Below are 18,730 nucleotides of genomic sequence, written 5' to 3'. Positions count from 1 at the left end.
GGTTGCGATGACGCCACTCATTGTCCGGTATTGCCGGACAGGTACAACCTCGCGGCAACACCGCCAGCCTTCATCTGACGAGCGATATGCCATTGCGCCGGCAACGGTGCGAACTCGTCAGGTACGTCGGCGGTACTGATCAGCCAGGTTCGTCCCGTGCCCTTGGGCAGGTCGCTCAAGTGGTCCAGATACACGTCTGGCATCGTCAAGGTACCGAAACCATAGTCGTTCGGCCGGCTCGAGGTGCCATCGGCCCGTGGTGGGGTGTAGAGCAGGGGCTGGGTACTGGTGCGGTTGTAGTAGACGTAACTCAAGTACCAGAGCATGTCACTGGTAACGATCCTGTCCCCCGGCTGAAAATGCAGGTTGACGTCTTCCACCAGGACATTGACCTGATCATGGACGTCCACCGTCGCGTTGTTTTTCAGCCCCACCAGTTCCACACCGACAAACAGGACCAGCACCGTCAGGGCCAGCACCCGGGAACCGGAGTACAAGCGGTCGATTGCCAATGCCGCCAACAGCGGCAAGCCAAGGGCATACGCGGTGAGGTAGCGCTCAATGAATATCGGCGAAAAAAACGACACCGCAAACACCAGCAGCATCGGGACAAAGGTGTAGAGCGCGAGCAACGCACTGCCGCGGAACACGCTTCGATCACGTGCCAGCGCCACCCACGCCAACAACGGCAAGGCCAGCGGCAAGGCAATAAAGACCAGTGGCGGCAGGTTCTCGCCGTCGTCCTGGGTCAGCAACGACCAGACCATCGACGGCAAGGAGTCCAGGCTGACGGGCAACTCCCAGCCAACATCGCCATTGGCCTTCAGTTGGTCCAGGTGCCGTAGCAGGTCGACGAATCCCGGCAGCCACGGCAGATACAGCGCCACGATAGCCACATTGGCCAGCCACCAGTCACCCCGCTGGATGTGCCGCAGACGATGCCCCGGCTGCACGCGGATGATCCCCAGGTACAACCAATGGCAGAGCACGCACAGGGCCGTGAAGTAATGGGTGTAAAACGCCGCGCTCATCAGCACGACATAGATCACCAGATAGCGCCGGCGCTGCGGCTTGCGGATCCAGTACACCAGCGCAATGGTTGCCCCCAGCAACCACAGCCCCAGCAGCGAATACATTCGCACTTCCTGGCTGTAGCGCACCGCCGTGGGCAGCAGGGCCAGCAGGACGCCGGCGAAGATCGCGGCACGGCGGGTGGCGAGCCGATCGACCAGCCACACACCGAGCCCGACCGAGGCGATCCCCGGCAGGGCACTGAGGCAGCGGATCGACAAAATGCCGTCGCCAAACATCGCGATCCAGCCGTGCAGCAGCATGAAGTACAGCGGCGGGTGCACGTCGTAGGCGGCGTGCAACCAGATATCAGGTATTGAATAACGGGCCAGCAGCAGGCTGGAACCCTCGTCGCCCCAAATCGCGGCAGCGGTCAGATCGTAAAAGCGCACCAGCGCGGCCAATACCAGAATCGGCACTAGCCAATGCTCTCGCGCCCAGCGGATCAACGGTTGCGCGCCCCTGGCGAAACCAGGATTGGCGTGCGGTCCCTGAGTGTCGCCCATCGGCGTTTCTCTGCGCGCCTCCATTGCCTCCCCTTGCGACGTTGAGTGAAGAGCCAGATTACTTGCGCATCACTTTAGCGCGTCAAACCGAGCAACGTCGATGCTGACCCGATAATGAAGCGATAGCCGGCGGCTGCACCGTCAGCGCTGCGCCATCTCAGCCAACGGATACACCGACTCCCAACCCCCACCCAATGCCTTGTACAACCCGACGGCCGCCAACGACACGCCCGTCGAGCTCTCGACCCACTGCTCCTGCGTCGCCAGCAACGCCCCTTGCACGGTGAGTACGGTGACGAAATCCACCACGCCCTCAACGTACTGTTGTTGCGCGGTGTCCAGAGCAATGCGGTTCTGGCGCACGGCCTCGGCCAGGCTGTCGCGGCGCAACTGACTGGCGTTGTAGGCGGTCAACTGGTCATCGATTTCATGCCAGGCACGCAGCACGGTCTGCTGATAAACGATAGCGGCTTCCTGTTGTTGCGTTTCACGCAATTGGAGCACGCCACGCAAGCGGCCGCCGTCGAACAGCGGCAAGCTGAATTGCGGGCCGATCCCGAACGAACGCGAACCCCAGGAGCCGAAATCGCTCAGCTGCATGGCCTGGGAGCCGATGTTCCCCGACAGGGTGATTCGCGGATAGAAATCGCCCTTGGCCACGCCAATGCTGGCAGTGGCGGCATGCAGCCGCGCTTCGGCCTGGCGAATGTCCGGTCGACGTTCAGCCAATTGCGAGGGCAACCCAATGGCGACCTGACGCGGCGTTTGTGGCACCGGTGCGTCTGTGGATAACTCCACCGCCAATGCCTGGGGCGGCTCGCCCATCAACAGACTCAAGGCGTTTATCAGTTGCCACTGGCGTTGCTCCAATGCGGGCAGGCGTGACTCGATGGCCGCCACTTGTGCGGCGGCTTCGGCGACATCCAGATCCGTCGCGACACCGTCAGCCAGACGCAGTTGCGAAAGTTTCAGGCTATGGCGGGCAACGTCGAGATTCTGCTCGGTGACGAGCCGGGTGTTCTGCACACCGCGCAGCTGAATGTAGTCTTGGGCGGTTTCGGCCAGCACCGACAGCAGCACGCCGCGTCGGTCGTTCTCGGCGACTTCCAGGTTGGCGTCGGCGGCTTCGGTTTCCCGCCGCACGCGGCCCCAGAAATCCAGCTCCCAGGAAGCGGAAAAACCGGCATCCCACAGGTTGAAGGCGGATTGGCCGTTGTGTCCTGACGGATCGTTCAGGCCTTCACCACTGTTGCGGTTGCGTCCGTAACGACCGCTGGCAGCCGTGTTGGGGTAGCGCTCGGCGGTGATGACCTGACGCACTGCACGACTTTGCTGCAAGCGACTGCTGGCCAGTTTCAGGTCGAGGTTGTCGGTCAGGGCGCGCTGGCTCAGGGCCGAGAGTTTCGGGTCGTGGAACACTTCCCACCAGCGCTCGGTCATCGTTTCGGTGACAGCCTGGCTGGCGGCTGCCTTTGATGGTTTCGACCATTCGGCGATTTCGGTGGCTTCGGGCTTTTGGAAATCGGGTCCTACGGTACAGCCGCTGACTGCCAGTAAGTTCAACGCCAAAACCGCAGACTGAACGAGTCTCTTGTGGCGAGGGGGCTTGTCGGAACGCCGAACCGCCCCGTTGGGTCGCGAAGCGGCCCTGGCTTTGGCGAGCGCTGCGCACTCGAACGGGGCGGTGCGGCGATCCGACAAGCCCCCTCGCCACAGGTACATATTCCGATCGAGAAAACTCATCGCTGAGTCACCTCACGCACAGACGACGCATTACTGCCGGTATCAATACTCGCCTCCACCGACATCCCCACCCGCAAGCGCTCGGCCAGCGACTGTCCCGGCTCCAGCACGATCTTCACCGGTATCCGCTGCACCACCTTGGTGAAGTTGCCGGTGGCGTTGTCCGGTTTGACTGCGGCGAACGTCACCCCGGTGGCCGGTGCAATGCTTTCGACACGACCGTTCAATGCCGCACCGCCCAGACTGTCGACGCGCACTTGCACAGCCTGCCCCGGTTGCACATCCGTCAGTTGGGTTTCCTGGAAATTGGCCATCACGTATGCCTGCGCCAGCGGCACCACCGCGAGGATTTTGCTGCCCGGAGTGACATAGGCGCCGACCCGCACCGCGCGTTCGCCGACCATGCCGTCCTGTGGCGCGACGATCCTCGTATAGGACAACTCGTAGCTGGCCATTTCCAGCTTCGCTTGCGCCCGTTTCAAGCCCCCTTCGGCTGCATCGCGCTGGGCCGTGAGGATCTCCACCTGCTTGCGTTCCGCCGCCAGTACCGCCGTGGCATTGGCCAATCGTGCCGAAGCCTGGTCGATGCGCGTTTGCGCCTGTTGCGCATTTTGCACCGTGCCCGCGCCCACCCCGGCAAGGTGGTTGTAGCGGCTCAGTTCATGCTCGGCAAAGGCCATTTCCGCCTTGGCCGAAACCACCGAGGATTGCGCCTGGGCAATCACCGACGCCTGGCGCTCAAGGGTCGCCCGGGCGTTTTGCAGTTGCGCCCTGGCCACCAGCGTTTCGGCATCGGCGGCCTCGGCGGCTGCGCGTAGATCCCGGTCATCGATCAATGCCAGCAACTGTCCGGCCGTGACCTGCTGGTTGTCCTCCACCAGCACTTGCCTGATAAACCCGGCAACCCGCGGTACGACCAGGGTGAAATCCGCCGAGACATAAGCATCGTTGGTGTTCTGCTGGGTACGCTTGCCGAACAGGCCGGGCATCGCCAGGTACAGCAACACGCCGACGGCCAATGCGGCGGCCACGGCCACCGCGACTTTCTGCTTTGCTTGAGTGTTCATAAAAACCTTCTGTAACAGTGGAGCATTCAGGTCGGTGCGCGCGGTGGATAGATCCGCGTCGGCAGCCAGAAAATCAGCAGGACCAAGGTCACGGCGACAACGGCCATGCACAGGTAAAGATCAGAGGAAGTGAGCACCACCGCTTGCTCATGCAGACGATGCGCGAGACCTGCACTGTCGTGCTCGGCCAGCGGCGAATTGCCGAGGCGGTCGACCAGCATGGTCGAGTGAAAATGCAGGCGAGCCGTGGTCAACGCCTCGATCACACCGGTAGCGATGACTGCCGACAGGCCTTTGACGGTATTGAACCAGGCCGATGCAAACGGCCCTTCCATCGGGCTGATGCTGCCGGTGGACAGCATCAGCAGCGGCAACACCGCCATGGGCTGACCGAAAATCTGCAGCCATTGCAGCACATAGAAATCATCGCGAATCCACGCGGACGTCAGTTGCGAGCCGCCGACGCACGACAGCGCCAGCATGCTCAGGCCGATGCCCAACACCCAGCGGCAATCGACCCAGCGAAAGTTGCACAGCGCCGCCACCAACGGCAGCGCAATCAATTGCGGCAGCGCCGCCAGCAGCATGATCGGCGCGGTCTGCACCGGGCGATAACCCTGGACCTGCGCCAGGTAGCTGGACGGAATAATGATCACCGCCTGCAACACCACCAGCACGCCCGCCAGGGTCAGCAGGGCGAAAGACAGGTTACGGATGCCGAGCATCTGCATCTTGAAAAACGGAATCGGCTGCGACCACTCGCCGGTCAAAAACAACACCAGCAACAACAGCCCGCCACCGAGCAGCCCGCAGATCAGGTTCGACTCGAACCAGTCCAGGCGATTGCCCTGCAGGATGCCGATCACCAGCATGCAGATGGCGGGAAAACCCAGCAGCACACCGCGCCAATTGAAGGACTTGAAGCGCTCCAGGCGCAGCGGGTCCTGGGGTAAGCCATACGCCACTGCGGCCATGGCAGTCAGGCACGGCGCGATGATTTGCCAGAAGGTCCATTGCCAGCCGACATACTCGGTCCACAGCCCGGCCAACGGCGTGCCCAGGCCCGGGCCAAATGTCGCCGTCAGGGCATAACCGGCCAGGCCATACAACTTCACATTGGCGGGCAGAAACCGCAGGGCCACGGTCATCAGCATGGGCGGCAATGCCCCGCCCGCCAGGCCTTGCAAGGTGCGCAGCAACAGCAGGCTTTCGTAATTCGGGGCGAAGGGGCACAACACACCCAGCAGGGTGAACAGGCTGATGGCGCACAAGGTGAAACGCCGCAACGAGAACGTCACCGCACACCACGGCGCAAACGCCATGGCCGCCACTGACGTCGCGGTGTAACAGGCGACCAGCCAGGTGCCTTCGTCGTAGCCGATGGCCAACGCACCGCGAATGTCGGCCAAGGCGACTTTGGTCACCATCTCGTTCAGGCCCGACACCAGCACCGCCAGCAATACGCCTACCAGGCCGATGATGATCCGCGGGCCGAAGACGGTTGGAGCGGCTGCCGTGCTGGCCGCAGCAACAGGTGCCGTGACCGTAAGGGAAGTCATGTACTGCAAGCTCCGGCGTGGAAAGACCGAAGCATTCTAGGAAGCGTGATGCCTGACGAAAATCAACTTATCAGCAGGTTATAAGTGCGTCTGACGCAACAATACAAAACCCTGTGGGAGCGAGCTTGCTCGCTCCCACAGGGGTTCAGCGGTGACTTTCAGGTTGAGCGGCCAACCACGTTTCATCGCAACACGCCTTGAGCGTTTCCCGCAGCCAGCGGTGGGCCGGATCCTTGTCGAAACGCGGATGCCAGGCCTGGGTCAGCATCAAGGTCGGCAACGGGATCGGCAGGTCGAACGAGCGCAGCTTCAGACCGAGCCGTCGCACGCTCAGCAGCGCCTCTTTGGGCACAGGCAGAATCAGGTCGGAATCGGGCAAGGCAAACATCGCCGCATGAAAGCTCGGCGCGATCACCGCCACCCGCCGCTCCAGCCCCAGGGCATTGAGCGCGGTATCGATCGGACCTCGGGCGATGCCGCGCCGGGACATGCTGATATGGGAATAACCCGCATAGCGCTCAGCCGTGATCTCATCGTCCAGCAGCGGATGATCCTCACGCACCAGACCAACGAAGTGGGTGGAAAACAGGTTCTGAATCTTCACTTCCGGGGTCAACGGCCGGGTGTTGCTGATACTCAGATCGATCCGCCCTTCGCGCAACGCCTCGTCATCGCCATCGCCTTCCGGGACGAAACGCAATTCGCAGTGCGGCGCCTGCCGATCAAGGGTGTCGAACAGCTTGCCGCCGTAGACACCGACAAAGAAGTCGTTGGCCCGAATACTGAACCTCCGCCGCAGCGAACTCAGTTCCACCGCATCAGCCGAACGAAACAGCAACCCGGCCTGCTCCACCACACTGCGCACCTGCTCGCGCAATTCCAGCGCCTTGGGGGTCGGCACCAGACCACGGCCGGCGCGCACCAGGATCGGATCGCCAATGGCTTCGCGGATGCGCGTCAACGTCCGGCTCATTGCCGCCGGGCTCAGGCTCATCCGCCGCGCCGCGCCCACCACACTGCCCTCGTCGAGCAAAGCATCGAGGGCGACCAACAGGTTCATGTCTGGGAGTTGCATGGTGAGCACTCGTGGCTGATCTTGATTGAGTCAGATGCAATGCTAGCAAACATCCTCCGAATGATGCTTTGACTGTACCTGCCTCTTCGCGAGCAGGCTCGCTCCCACAGGGAATCCAAGGTGGTCGCAAAATTTGTGTACGACAAAGAACCAATGTGGGAGCGAGCCTGCTCGCGAAAGCGGCCGGACAGTCACCGCATCCATCTGCGCCGGCCCAAATGTGCGACTCGAACCACTATCAGTTCTGATAGTTCTCTAGCCGGGCTCAAGCGAGTAGAACTTAAGGCAAGTCCACTTATTCCAAGAAACTCCCGATATGAGCCAAGCCAAACCTGATGAACCAGTCAACCGCAGCGAACCACGGGTAGTGCTGCTGGCAACCGACCGCAGCCAATCCATCATTGGCGAAATCGTCGACGGCCAGACCCAAACCATCGCCTACTCAGCTTACGGCGAGCAGTCCGCGCAGCAGAAAGTCGAGACAGGGCTGGGGTTCAATGGCCAACTGCGTGAAGCCAACATTGGCTGGTATTTACTGGGCAACGGCTACCGCGCCTACAACCCGCAATTGATGCGTTTTCACAGTCCGGACAGCTGGAGTCCGTTTCGTGGGGGTGGGTTGAATGCGTATATGTATTGCGTGGGGGATCCGGTGAACAGGTCGGATCCGACAGGGCATAACCCGCTGATAGCATTGGCGCTCGCAGCGAGCGACTTCAAAGCATCACTCAAGTTTCGCTTACCCAATTATCGGACCGGAGGGCCACTTCCCATAATCGATACGACGGTTGCTGCCAATGCTGCACGCACCCTGCAACAACACATACCGATTCAGAAAACAAAAGACTTAGACGGTATTTTTTCCGCCACCGGGTACCTTGCCGGCCCCAAGTCCCTGCCCCGCTGGACAAACGACGCAGCTGAGCTACATAGCGGAGTCCAGGCCACGCCGTACCCGCAGCAGCCACCCGGTTTTCCTGGATCTTCCTTTTTTGCCTCGCCTCAAGGGTCATCGGGTGGGCGTGTACCACGAGCGACAAACTCGAACGCCCCTCGTCAGGCCGGTAGCAGCGCAGGTCGAAAGCCGACTAACTCTGAAGGACTACCGACCTACAACCAGGCAAAGTCTGGCGGCATGCTCTCGAATAAAGACACTTTAGCTGCGGGGCTCAACCCTCAGGAATATAAGGTCTATCACATGGAACAGCGGCCACCACAGTATGAAAACCTCAATATTGCAGCACCTCATCCGGCACCGGTTGTTCAGCAGGTTCCCGTTCAGCCATTGCCAGCCGCAGAGGTTGTAAACAGAAATGCACAGGTGCGGCGTGGCCAAACGCTGAGGAGAACTAATGCCCATGACCGTCGCTGGAATCCAGGAACCTGATTGCATTTGCCAACGCGCCATTAACAATTTTTACCGCACCATCCCCCACCGCCTAACTGTCACCCGCTCCAACGAATCAAACACCAGGTTCTCCACCAGCAACCCAATCAGAATCACCACCGCCAACCCGGCAAACACCTTGTCCGTGTACAACTCATTGCGATTCTGAAAAATGTACCAGCCCAACCCACCCTTGCCACTGGTCGCACCAAACACCAGCTCAGCGGCAATCAACGTACGCCAGGCAAACGCCCAGCCGATTTTCAGCCCGGCGAGGATTGACGGCAGTGCCGCCGGAATCAGGATGAACAGCACGAAACGCATGCCCTTGAGGCCGTAGTTGCGCCCGGCCATGCGCAGGGTTTCCGAGACGCCGAGGAAGCCAGCGTAGGTGTTCAGCGCCAGTGCCCAGAGCACCGAATGCACCAGCACGAAAATCAGGCTGTTCTGGCCCAATCCAAACCACAGCAGCGCCAGCGGCAGCAGGGCGATGGCCGGCAAGGGGTTGAACATTGAGGTCAGGGTGCTGAGCAGATCGCGACCGAACTGCGTCGACACCGCCAGTGTGGTCAGGGCAAACGCCAGGACGATGCCGATCAGATAGCCCTTGAGCAATACCACCAGGGAAATCCACACCTTGCTTAGCAATTCACCGCTGAGCAGGCCGTCGTACAGCGCGTGTGAGGTCTGCAAAAAGCTCGGCAGCAGCAGGTCGTTGTTCTGATAGCGCGCAACGGCCTCCCAGAGCACTGCGAGCAACACAAGGATCAGGCTTTTACGCAACCAGCCCTGCTGCCACAGGCGTTGGCCAAGGGGTAGTTCACGCTCCAGCGGCACGCTGGTCAGTGGCTGCAAAACCGTTTCGAACTCTTCACGCGGGGATGATAAATGGCTCATCGGACCCTCCTCTCAACTGGCTCAATAAGCGATGCGGATGTCGGCGAAATCCAGTTCATGTTCGGCTTGCGGTGACTGGCTTTCGTCGAACAACAGCCGGTGAATACGTCGCGCCGACTCCTGAAACGCCACACCGCCCAGGCTATGCAAATCGTATTGGTGGCTGTGGACTTCCGCCCTCACCCGGCCCGGATGGGGTGACAGCAACAGAATGCGATTGCCCACCACCAGCGCCTCTTCGATAGAGTGCGTGACGAACAGCAGCGTGAAGCGCACTTCCTCCCAGAGCAGCAGCAACTCTTCCTGCATCTTGCGCCGGGTCAGGGCATCGAGCGCGGCAAAGGGTTCGTCCATCAACAGGATTTTCGGCTGCATCGCCAGCGCCCTGGCGATGGCAACGCGCGCCTTCATGCCACCGGACAAAGTGTGCGGATAGGCATCGGCAAATGCGGCGAGGCCGACTTTTTCCAGATAGTGCAGCGCCCGCTCTTCGGCCTCCTTGCGCTTGAGGGTTTTCGAGGCCAGAAGCGGAAACATCACGTTCTGCTTCACGGTTTTCCACGGCGGCAGTTGATCGAACTCCTGGAACACCACGATCCGGTCCGGCCCCGGCGCATCGACGCGCTGGCCCTGCAGACGGATCTCGCCTTCCACTGGCTGGATGAAGCCGGCGGCGGCCTTGAGCAACGTCGACTTGCCACAACCGGACGGCCCGAGCAGGACAAAGCGGTCCGCCGGATCGATCTCGAAACTGACTTGATGGGTCGCCCGCACCACCCGCTGCGGCGTGCGGTATTCGAGGCTGACGTTATCGACCGACAGCAGCGCCTGGGCTGCCGCGATCGGTTTGCTGACCGTGTGGCCTTGCAAAGGAGCGTTCATTTCGATCAGCTCCCTTGCAGCGGCTTGGCGTCCTGGAAGAAGTAATCCTTCCATGAATCCGGTTTGTTTTTGATCGCGCCGACGCGGTAGAGGAACTCGGCCAACGGGTAAGTGTTTTTCGGCGTGATGCTGAATTCGAACTGCGGGTTGTCGATGATTTTCAGCAACGCGGCACGGTCGATTTTGGCCTTGGTAACGCGGATGTAAGTGTCCGCCGCCGCGCCTTTGTCGTTCTGGGCAAACGTGGCCGCTTCGGTCAGCGCATCAATGAATGCCTTGTAGGTTTTCGGGTTCTCATTGCGGAATTTTTCGGTGGCGAACAGCACCGTCGGCGAGTTCGGACCGAGCAGGTCATAGGTGTTCAGCACCACATGCACATTGGGATTGGCCAGTTCCTGATCCTGGAACGGCGGGTTGGAAAAGTGCCCGCTCAGCTCGGTGCCGCCGGCCACCAGCGCCGCTGTCGCATCGGGATGTGGAACGGCGATGGTGTACTTGTCGAGGCGATTGAACTCCTTGTCACCCCACTGTTTGGCCGCCGCGTATTGCAGGAAGCGCGACTGCACCGACACGCCCACCGCCGGCACCGCGATGCGGTCCTTCTCGGTGAAGTCGGCGATGGTTTTGACTTTCGGATTATTGCTCACCAGGTAGTACGGGAAGTTGCCCAGGGAAGCCACGGCTTTTACGTTTTGCTTGCCGTGGGTGCGATCCCAGATGGTCAACAGCGGGCCGACACCGGCGCCGGCAATGTCGATCGAGCCCGACAGCAACGCATCGTTGACCGCCGCGCCGCCGGAGAGTTGGGTCCAGTCGACCTTGATGTCGATGCCTTCCTGCTTGCCGTACTTCTCGATCAGGTTCTGATCGCGCACCACATTGAGCAGCAGGTAAACGATGCCGAACTGTTCGGCAATGCGGATTTCACCTTCGGCGTGGGCCACGGTCGGCGCCACCAGGCTGCCGGCGATCAGGCTGAAACCCAGGCCGATGGCCGCGGCCAGCGGTGCGAATGGAAGACGTTTGGACATGATCAGATCTCCGACAAATCAGAAAGGCGCGTCGCCCTGGATGGTGGTGCGATACAGCTTGCGGCGCAGATGGCTGGGGCATCCGGCGGCGAGGTGGATCAGCGAACGGTTGTCCCAGAACACCAGGTCATTGGGCTGCCATTGATGGCGGTAGATGTTTTGCGGCAGCACGCTGTGGGCATAGAGCTCGGTCAGCAGTTGCTGGCTCTCGTCTTCCGGCAGGCCAACGATGCAGGTGGTGAACCCCTCGCTGACGAACAACGCCTTGCGGCCGTTTTCCGGGTGGGTGCGCACGACCGGGTGGACGACTTCGGCGACCTGGGCGAGTTGCTCCGGGGTCAGGGTCGGGCGCCAGTTGCCTTCGAACTTGGTTTCGCTGTAACGCGCCGTGTAGGAGTGCGCCGCCGAGCGACCTTCCACCGCTTTGCGCAACGCGAGCGGCAGGCTGTCCCAGGCTTTGTGCATGTCGGCGAACAAGGTGTCGCCGCCTTCTGACGGCAGCTCCTGGGCATGCAGCATCGAGCCCAGGCTCGGCAGCTCCTTATAAGAAAGATCGGAGTGCCAGAACTTGCCGGCGTCGCCCAAGCCGATGTTCTGGCCGTTCTCGACGATGTTGGAAACGATGAGGATTTCCGGATGCCCTGCCAGCAGGAACTGTTTGAGCACGTGGATCTGCAATACGCCAAAACGGCGGCTGAAATCGATCTGTTGCTCAGGGGTGATGCGCTGGTCGCGGAACACCACCACGTGATGATCCAGGTGCGCGCGGTGAATGCGGGCGAAGTCCTGATCATTGATCAGACGGGACAAATCGAGACCGATGATCTCGGCGCCCACCGCTCCGCTGAACGGGCGGATTTCAAAGAATTGTGGCGCGATGCTTGGCGAAGCTGAAGCTGCAGACATAAATCACTCCCACGCACGGCACGCTCAAAGGCGCGCGCGTCGATCAGAAACTCACGGAGGTCCCGTGTTGGTTCGTGTCGTGCGGCGCGCCGATTGGTCGGCAGGTACGCAGGAGATTGACTTTATAGATATAAGAATTGAAATTTAAATACCGTTAACGAATAACGATATGGCGATTGCTAAGGGAATGGAGGAATCGCGGTGTGACGTTATTTATCACTTTCTGACAGGGTTGTAGTGTTTTGGCGGACGCTATCGCGGGCAAGCCCGGCTCCCACAGGTTTTTGTGTCAAACACATGATCGTGTTTCAACAAAGAACCTTGTGGGAGCGGCGATGCGGCGATCCAACTTGCCCGCGATGGGGCCAGTGAATCCACTACAGATCTAGCGCTCGTGCAGCGCCTCGGCCCGCGCGCGGATGATCGGTTTGAGCAGATAGCTCAGCACGGTCTTCTTGCCGGTGATGATGTCCACCGAAGCCACCATCCCCGGAATGATCAGCAACGGCTTTTCATCGGTGCCCAAGTGGCTGCGGTCGGTGCGCAGCTTGATGATGTAGTAGGTGGTCTTCTTGTCTTCATCGGTGATGGTGTCGGCGCCGATCTGCTCCAGCTTGGCCTTCAACCCGCCGTAGATGGTGTAGTCATAGGCGGTGAATTTCACCGTCGCTTCCTGTCCCGGATGCAGGAACGCGATGTCCTGCGGACGGATCTTCGCCTCGACCAGCAAGGTGTCGTCCAGCGGTACGATTTCCACCAGGTCGCTGCCTGGCTGGATAACCCCGCCGATGGTATTGACCAGCAACTTGTTGACGATGCCCCGCACTGGCGAAGTGACCAGCGTCCGGCTGACCCGGTCTTCCAGGGCCTTGCCGGTGGCCTGGGCCTTGTTCAGGTCGGTGCGTGCTTCATTGAGCTGGGTCAGGGCTTCGCTACGGAACTTGCCACGGGTTTCATCGACCTTGCGCTGCACTTCCTTGATTGCCGATTCGGCACGCGGAATGGCCAGGGTAGTGGCGTCGAGCTGACCACGGGTCTCCGCTTCGGCACGCCTGAGGCGCAGGACTTCCACCGGCGAGACCGCGCCCTGGGCCACCAACGGCTCGGACATGCTGATTTCCTGGCGCTGGAAGCCCAATTGCTGGCGATACTGCGCCTGCTTGGAAGTGAATTCGCGCAGCTCTTGCTGGCGCTGGATCAGTTGCTCCTGCAAGCCGCCAATCTCATCGTGCAACTGTTGGCGGCGGCTTATATAGAGCGACTCTTCGCTCTTGGCCTGACCCGGCACGGCCTTGAGCACATCCTCGGGGAAGTTCAGCGGGCGATCTTCGACCTCGGCGCTCAGGCGTTCGACCCGCAGCAGCATCGACAACCGATCGGCCTCGGTTTCGCCGACGTTCGAAGCAAAGCGCGTGTCGTCCAGGCGAATCAGCGGTGCGCCGGCTTCGACGATCTGGCCTTCCTTGACGAACAGTTCGGCAACGATACCGCCTTCAAGGTTCTGGATTTTCTGGATCTTCGACGACGGAATCGCCTTGCCGTCGCCCTTGGTCACCTCGTCGATCACCGCGAAGTTGGCCCAGAGCATCAGGAACACGAAGAACGCGATGATCGCCCAGATCGTCAGCCGCACCACCCGTGGCGCATCCTCGATCAGCGCCTTGTTGACCTCCGGAAGTGGCTGGCCCTCAAGCGAAGCAGAGCCTTTGAAGTAGCGACGGATCGAATCCTTACCCGACTTAAGCAACACTGATCTGCCCCTTCTTCAACGCTTCCATCACCGCGGCTTTCGGGCCGTCGGCGAGTATCTGCCCGCGGTCGATCACGATCAGCCGATCCACCAGCGACAACAGCGATGCCCGGTGCGTCACCAGCACCATAGTCTTGTTTTCGATCACCGCTGCCAGGCGCTGCTTGAGGCGCTCTTCGCCGGTGTTGTCCATGGCGCTGGTCGGCTCGTCGAGCAGCAGGATCGGCGGGTTGAGCAACAATGCACGGGCCAGGGCGACGTTTTGCCGTTGACCACCGGAGAGGTTCTGCCCGCGCTCGCCGACTTGCAGTTCGTAGCCCTGCGGATGCAGGCGCGCATACTCGTGGACGCCGGCCAGTTCTGCGGCTTGCAGCACCAGTTCGTCCTCGACATACCGCGCGCCGGAAACCAGGTTGTCGCGCAAGGTGCCGGCGAGCAACTGAATGTCCTGGGGCACGTAGCCGATGTTGTAGCGCAGTTCGCTGACGTCGATCTGGCGGATATCCACACCGTCGACCAACAACGCACCGTCATCCGGCTGATACAGCCCCACCAGCAATTTCGCCAACGAGCTCTTGCCCGAGCCGCTTCGGCCAATGATGCCGACCTTCTCGCCGGGACTGATCGACAGGTTGATGTTCTTCAGCGCCAGGTTCTGCTGTTGCGGGTAGGTGAAGTTGAGCTGGCGACATTCAATACCGCCCTGCAGCACCTTGCGGCTGAGCGGACGTTCTTCGAAATTGCGCTCCTGGGGGAGCTCCATCATCTGGTCGACCGAGGTCATGGTCACCCGCGCCTGCTGATAACGAGTCAGCAGCCCGGACAGTGACGCCAGCGGGCTGAGCGCACGGCCACTGAGCATGTAGCAGGCAATCAAGCCACCCATGCTCAGGTGACCGTCGATGATCTGGTACACGCCGAAGACGATCATGATCACCCCGGCCAGTTGCTGGATCAGCAAGGTGATGTTCATCGCCAGGCCAGAGAGCATTTTCACCCGCAACTCAAGACGACTGAGGGTGCCGATGGTCTGCTCCCACTGATACTGGCGTTCGCTTTCGGCGTTGTTGACCTTCACCGCATCCAGGCCGGCCAGGGTTTCGATCAGGCTCGACTGACGCTCGGCCCCCAGCGCCATGGTCCGCTCCATGGTCGCCACCAGGGGTTTCTGCAAGGCATAACCGATGGCCAAGGCGATCGGGAACGCCAGCACCGGAATCCACACCAGGTGCCCGCCGAGGATCGCGATGACGATAAAGATCAGAATCGTGAACGGCAGGTCGATCAGGCTGGTCAGCGTCAGCGAGGCGAGGAAGTCGCGCAGGCTCTGGAACTCATGGATGTTCTGGGCAAAGCTGCCGACCCGCGCCGGCCGGTATTTCATGGCCATGCCGACGATGCGCTCGAACAGCGTGGCCGAGATGATCAGGTCGGTTTTCTTGCCGGCCAGATCCAGGCACAGGCTGCGCAGGCTTTTCAGGATCAGGTCGAAGAGGTAGGCGCCGGTGATGCCGAGTGCCAGCACCCAGAGCGTCGCTTCGGCCTGGTTCGGCACGACGCGGTCGTAGACGTTCATCACGAACAACGGCGCGGCCATGGCAATGATGTTGATCAGAAAACTGGCGGCGATCGCGTCGGCGTACAACCAACGCGAACGCTTGAGGGTGTCGCGGAACCACGAGCGCGCACGCGGAATCAGCGTGCCGTGATTGACGTCGAATTTGTGCTGCGGCTGGGCGAAAAAGACCTTGCCGGTGTAGTCGTCGGCCAACAGTTCGCGGCTGACCAGGGACTCACCGCCATCGCTTTCGCTGAGCAGTACCCGCACCTGGTCTTCGCCTTGCCAGCCGAGCAGGACGGCACTGCGACCGTCCTTGAGCAGCAACAATGCAGGCATGGCAATCGCCGGAATATCCTCCAGCTTGCGTTGCAGCACCCGACCTTGCAGCCCGGCGCGAGCAGCCGCACGAGGCAGCAACTCGACACTCAAGCGCTGCTCGGGCAGCGGCAGGCCGGTGGTCAGCATTGCCGCGCTGGCAGGTTTCTGGTGCAGCATGCAAAGAGCGAGCAGACCATCCAGTAACGGATCGTCATGCAACGCGCGCGGATCATGAATGAGTTGAACCCGACTGACTTCTGATTCCACGCTCGGCACTCTTGGCTAACAATTGAACAATGAAGGTCCTGCTCAATTCATACCGGGCAATTGGACCTTGGGCTTCACGTCGTTCTGCACAACGGATGCCAATGGTGCGACCACTCCCTGGCTCTTGAGCAACTCGCCCATGGTCGCCTTGATTCGGTACTGAGTAAATAACTGAATGTTCTTGATCTCCGCCAGACGGCGAGAAGAGGAGAACAGTTCGTTCTCACTGTCGAGCAAATCGAGCAGGGTACGCTCACCGAGGCTGAACTGACGCTGGTAGGCGGTACGCACGGCGGTGCTGTGATCGACGTATTGCTGGGCGATCGGCACCTGCGCATTGGCATTGTTCAGCGCGTTCCAGGCCAGGCCCAGCTCTTCATTCAATTGGCGCAGGGCGTTGTTGCGGATATCCAGCGCCTGGTTCGACAGGTAGGACTTGGATTCCAGATCGGCCTTGTTGCTGCCGCCGGAATACAGGTTGAAGCGCATGCGCAGCATGGCTTGCCATTCGTTGTTGTGACCGTTCTGACCATCAATGTCGTTGTCCGCGGAGCGACCCAACTCAGCATCGAAGCGCGGGTAGAAAGTCGACTTGGCCGTGTCGTACTGCTTCTCGGCAGCGGCGATATCGGATTCGGCCGAGCGCAGGATCGGGCTGTTTTCCAGCATCTGCGCACGGGCTTCATTCAGGTTGGCCGGCATCAGCGCCAGGAAGCTCGCCGGGCGCTCCAGTTGATCCGGCATCTGGCCGACAGCGGAGAGATAGTTGGTTTCGGCGTCAGCCAGATTGGTCTGCTCGGTGATCAGATTGTTGCGCGCCTGGGCCATCCGCGCCTCGGCCTGATCGAGGTCGGCACCACTGCCGACGCCACGCTGGGTGCGCAACTGGATCTGGTCGTAAATACGTTGGTGGCTCTTGAGATTTTCCTCGGCCAGACGCACGAATTCGCGGCGGGTCAGCACGTCGAGATAGACCTGAGCCACGGTCAGCCCGGTGCGCTCGGAGGTACTCAGCAGCGAGTAGGCGCGGGAGTTGACGGTAGCTTGTTGACGCCCGACTTCGCTGGACGTCGCAAAACCGTCAAAGACCATCTGGGTCAGACGCAAACTTGACTCACTGCGATTCAGGGTTTCGAAGTGATTGTTGCTGCCGCTGTCCGTGCGCGTATTCACGCTATCGGTGCCTTCACGACCGTAACCGCCCAGCAGGTCGACCCGTGGCAAGTACCCACCCTTCGCAGCCTTCAACTGATAGTCCGCTGCCAACCGGCTGTTGACGCCCGCCTGGACCTCCGGATGGACATCCAGCGCTTGTTGCATGGCTTCTGGTAAGGATTGCGCCTGGACGAAAGACGCGGCGAGGGCGAAAGGTATTGCCATGAACAAAGGCGAACGCATTGTAGGAATTTCCCAGAACTTCTTGTCTTGAATCACAGCAAAAGAACGCGCTGTGTCGGAAGATGGCGAGCGGAATGACCGTATGTCGGAAAGTTCAAAAGCGGAACTGGATCACATACCGAGGACAGGTCACAGCTCAAATATCAATGTGACATTACTGGGACGATTGTTTAGGATGGCATCCAGAAGGTCAATAGTTTGGCATAAAGTTAATAGCGAAAAAATATAGCCAAAATATTGACTAATTGCTGCGTCAAACTTGTGCATCCATTTTGCAATGTACGTCCAGACTGGTCGGCGCAGACGCCATCAGGTCTATGGAAGTCAACTGAACGTGACACCCCGGAGAGTCTTCAATGAGCAGTGTTGTTGCCATCGTCAAAAGCATTGTCGGTCAGGTATTCGTGGTGTCCCCCGAGGGCATCCGCCGCGTTCTAGTTGAAGGCGACAAACTGTATGCCGGTGACCAGATCGACACTGGCCTTTCCGGTGCCGTGTCCCTGGAACTGGCCGATGGCCGCACCCTGGATCTGGGCCGTGACACCCAGTGGAGCGCTGACGCCCCGGACTCCGGCACTGACCTGGCAGCTGCCACCGCGCAAGCCGCGCCGTCGGTTGAAGAGCTGCAACAAGCAATTGTCGCCGGTGCCGACCCGACCAAAGACCTTGAAGCTACCGCTGCGGGCCCGACGGCGTCGGGTTCTGGTGGTGCCGCCGGTGGCGGTCATAGCTTCGTGATGCTCGACGCCACCGCTGGCCGCGTCGATCCGAGCATTGGCTTCCCGACCGCGGGTATCAACTCTGCCGGGCAAACAACTCTGGAAATCCTGGGTGGCCAGACCACCAACGCCAACGTTAATGCCAATACCCCGAGTGAATCAGTCCTCAGCCTCAGTGCCACGCCGACCATCACCGAGGCCGGTGGCGTGTTGGTGTACACCGCGACCCTGACCCAGGCACCGCTGAGCGACCTGACTGTCACGTTGTCCAACGGCGCCGTGATCGTGATTCCCGCAGGCTCGACCACCGGCACCGTCAACGTGCCATTGGCTGCGAACGACACTGTCTATAACGACGCGCCCCAGATCGAAGTAACCGTCACCGGCACCAGCGGCGGTAACGGCATCACTGTGACGCCGCCGACTACCCCCGCCGTGACCCAGGTCACCGATACCGTCGACACCACCACGGTCACCCTGACGGCCGGCAATACCGTCACCGAAGGTGGCCAGATCACCTACACCGCCACCCTGACCAATCCGGCGCAGACGCCAGTAACCGTCACTCTGTCCAACGGTTCGGTCATTACCAT

General features: G+C 60.7%; 14 protein-coding genes. 2 read left to right on the top strand and 12 right to left on the bottom strand.

What is annotated here, in order from left to right; genetic code table 11:
* Positions 1-17: 17 nt before the first annotated feature.
* From VC35_RS13440 to VC35_RS13420, 5 genes are all read right to left on the bottom strand, one after another.
* Complete coding sequence (locus tag VC35_RS13440; RefSeq protein ID WP_046040682.1) at positions 18-1,601, bottom strand: glycosyltransferase family 39 protein; 1,584 nt, start codon at positions 1,599-1,601, stop codon at positions 18-20.
* A gap of 117 nt (positions 1,602-1,718) precedes the next feature.
* Positions 1,719-3,320: an efflux transporter outer membrane subunit gene (locus VC35_RS13435; protein WP_046040679.1), complete on the bottom strand. Its 1,602-nt coding sequence runs from the start codon at positions 3,318-3,320 to the stop codon at positions 1,719-1,721.
* Positions 3,317-4,387, bottom strand: coding sequence for an HlyD family secretion protein (locus tag VC35_RS13430; RefSeq protein ID WP_046040677.1), 1,071 nt, complete (start codon positions 4,385-4,387; stop codon positions 3,317-3,319). The genes VC35_RS13435 and VC35_RS13430 overlap by 4 nt, the downstream gene beginning before the upstream one ends.
* A 26-nt stretch (positions 4,388-4,413) precedes the next feature.
* The gene (locus tag VC35_RS13425; protein WP_046040675.1) at positions 4,414-5,946 is read right to left on the bottom strand and encodes an MFS transporter; all 1,533 of its coding nucleotides are present in this window, start codon (positions 5,944-5,946) and stop codon (positions 4,414-4,416) included.
* Positions 5,947-6,091: 145 nt separating this feature from the next.
* Positions 6,092-7,021 (bottom strand): LysR family transcriptional regulator, encoded by a 930-nt coding sequence (locus VC35_RS13420; protein ID WP_046040673.1) that lies wholly within the window; start codon positions 7,019-7,021, stop codon positions 6,092-6,094.
* Between the two features lie 316 nt (positions 7,022-7,337).
* Here VC35_RS13420 and VC35_RS13415 point away from each other — a divergent pair, with 316 nt between their 5' ends.
* Positions 7,338-8,408: an RHS repeat-associated core domain-containing protein gene (locus VC35_RS13415; protein ID WP_046040672.1), complete on the top strand. Its 1,071-nt coding sequence runs from the start codon at positions 7,338-7,340 to the stop codon at positions 8,406-8,408.
* Between the two features lie 30 nt (positions 8,409-8,438).
* On the opposite strand, the gene VC35_RS13410 is transcribed toward VC35_RS13415, so the two are convergent.
* The 7 genes from VC35_RS13410 to VC35_RS13380 form a co-directional block, all read right to left on the bottom strand.
* Positions 8,439-9,305, bottom strand: a complete 867-nt coding sequence (locus tag VC35_RS13410; protein WP_046040671.1) for an ABC transporter permease — start codon at positions 9,303-9,305, stop codon at positions 8,439-8,441.
* 21 nt (positions 9,306-9,326) lie between these two features.
* Positions 9,327-10,187 carry an ABC transporter ATP-binding protein gene (locus VC35_RS13405; protein WP_046040670.1) on the bottom strand — a complete coding sequence of 287 codons (861 nt, stop codon included), beginning with the start codon at positions 10,185-10,187 and terminating at the stop codon, positions 9,327-9,329.
* Positions 10,188-10,192: 5 nt separating this feature from the next.
* Entirely contained in the window at positions 10,193-11,218 is a 1,026-nt protein-coding gene (locus tag VC35_RS13400) for an ABC transporter substrate-binding protein (RefSeq protein ID WP_046040669.1), read from the bottom strand.
* Positions 11,219-11,236: 18 nt separating this feature from the next.
* Positions 11,237-12,124 (bottom strand): TauD/TfdA dioxygenase family protein, encoded by an 888-nt coding sequence (locus VC35_RS13395; protein ID WP_046040667.1) that lies wholly within the window; start codon positions 12,122-12,124, stop codon positions 11,237-11,239.
* 385 nt (positions 12,125-12,509) lie between these two features.
* Positions 12,510-13,874, bottom strand: coding sequence for an HlyD family type I secretion periplasmic adaptor subunit (locus VC35_RS13390; RefSeq protein WP_046040666.1), 1,365 nt, complete (start codon positions 13,872-13,874; stop codon positions 12,510-12,512).
* Entirely contained in the window at positions 13,864-16,020 is a 2,157-nt protein-coding gene (locus VC35_RS13385) for a type I secretion system permease/ATPase (RefSeq protein ID WP_046040664.1), read from the bottom strand. The genes VC35_RS13390 and VC35_RS13385 overlap by 11 nt, the downstream gene beginning before the upstream one ends.
* Positions 16,021-16,062: 42 nt before the next feature.
* Positions 16,063-17,418 (bottom strand): TolC family outer membrane protein, encoded by a 1,356-nt coding sequence (locus tag VC35_RS13380; RefSeq protein WP_046040663.1) that lies wholly within the window; start codon positions 17,416-17,418, stop codon positions 16,063-16,065.
* Positions 17,419-17,774: 356 nt separating this feature from the next.
* On the opposite strand from VC35_RS13380, the gene VC35_RS30010 reads away from it, so the two are divergent.
* Positions 17,775-18,730 (top strand): retention module-containing protein (locus VC35_RS30010; protein ID WP_046040886.1); only part of this gene is annotated, 956 nt, incomplete at its 3' end.

The organism is Pseudomonas fluorescens, from assembly GCF_000967965.1.
Classification (GTDB): Bacteria; Pseudomonadota; Gammaproteobacteria; order Pseudomonadales; family Pseudomonadaceae; genus Aquipseudomonas; species Aquipseudomonas grandcourensis.
Note: the sequence above shows the minus strand (reverse complement) of the source record. Positions and strands in the feature narration are given on the sequence as shown.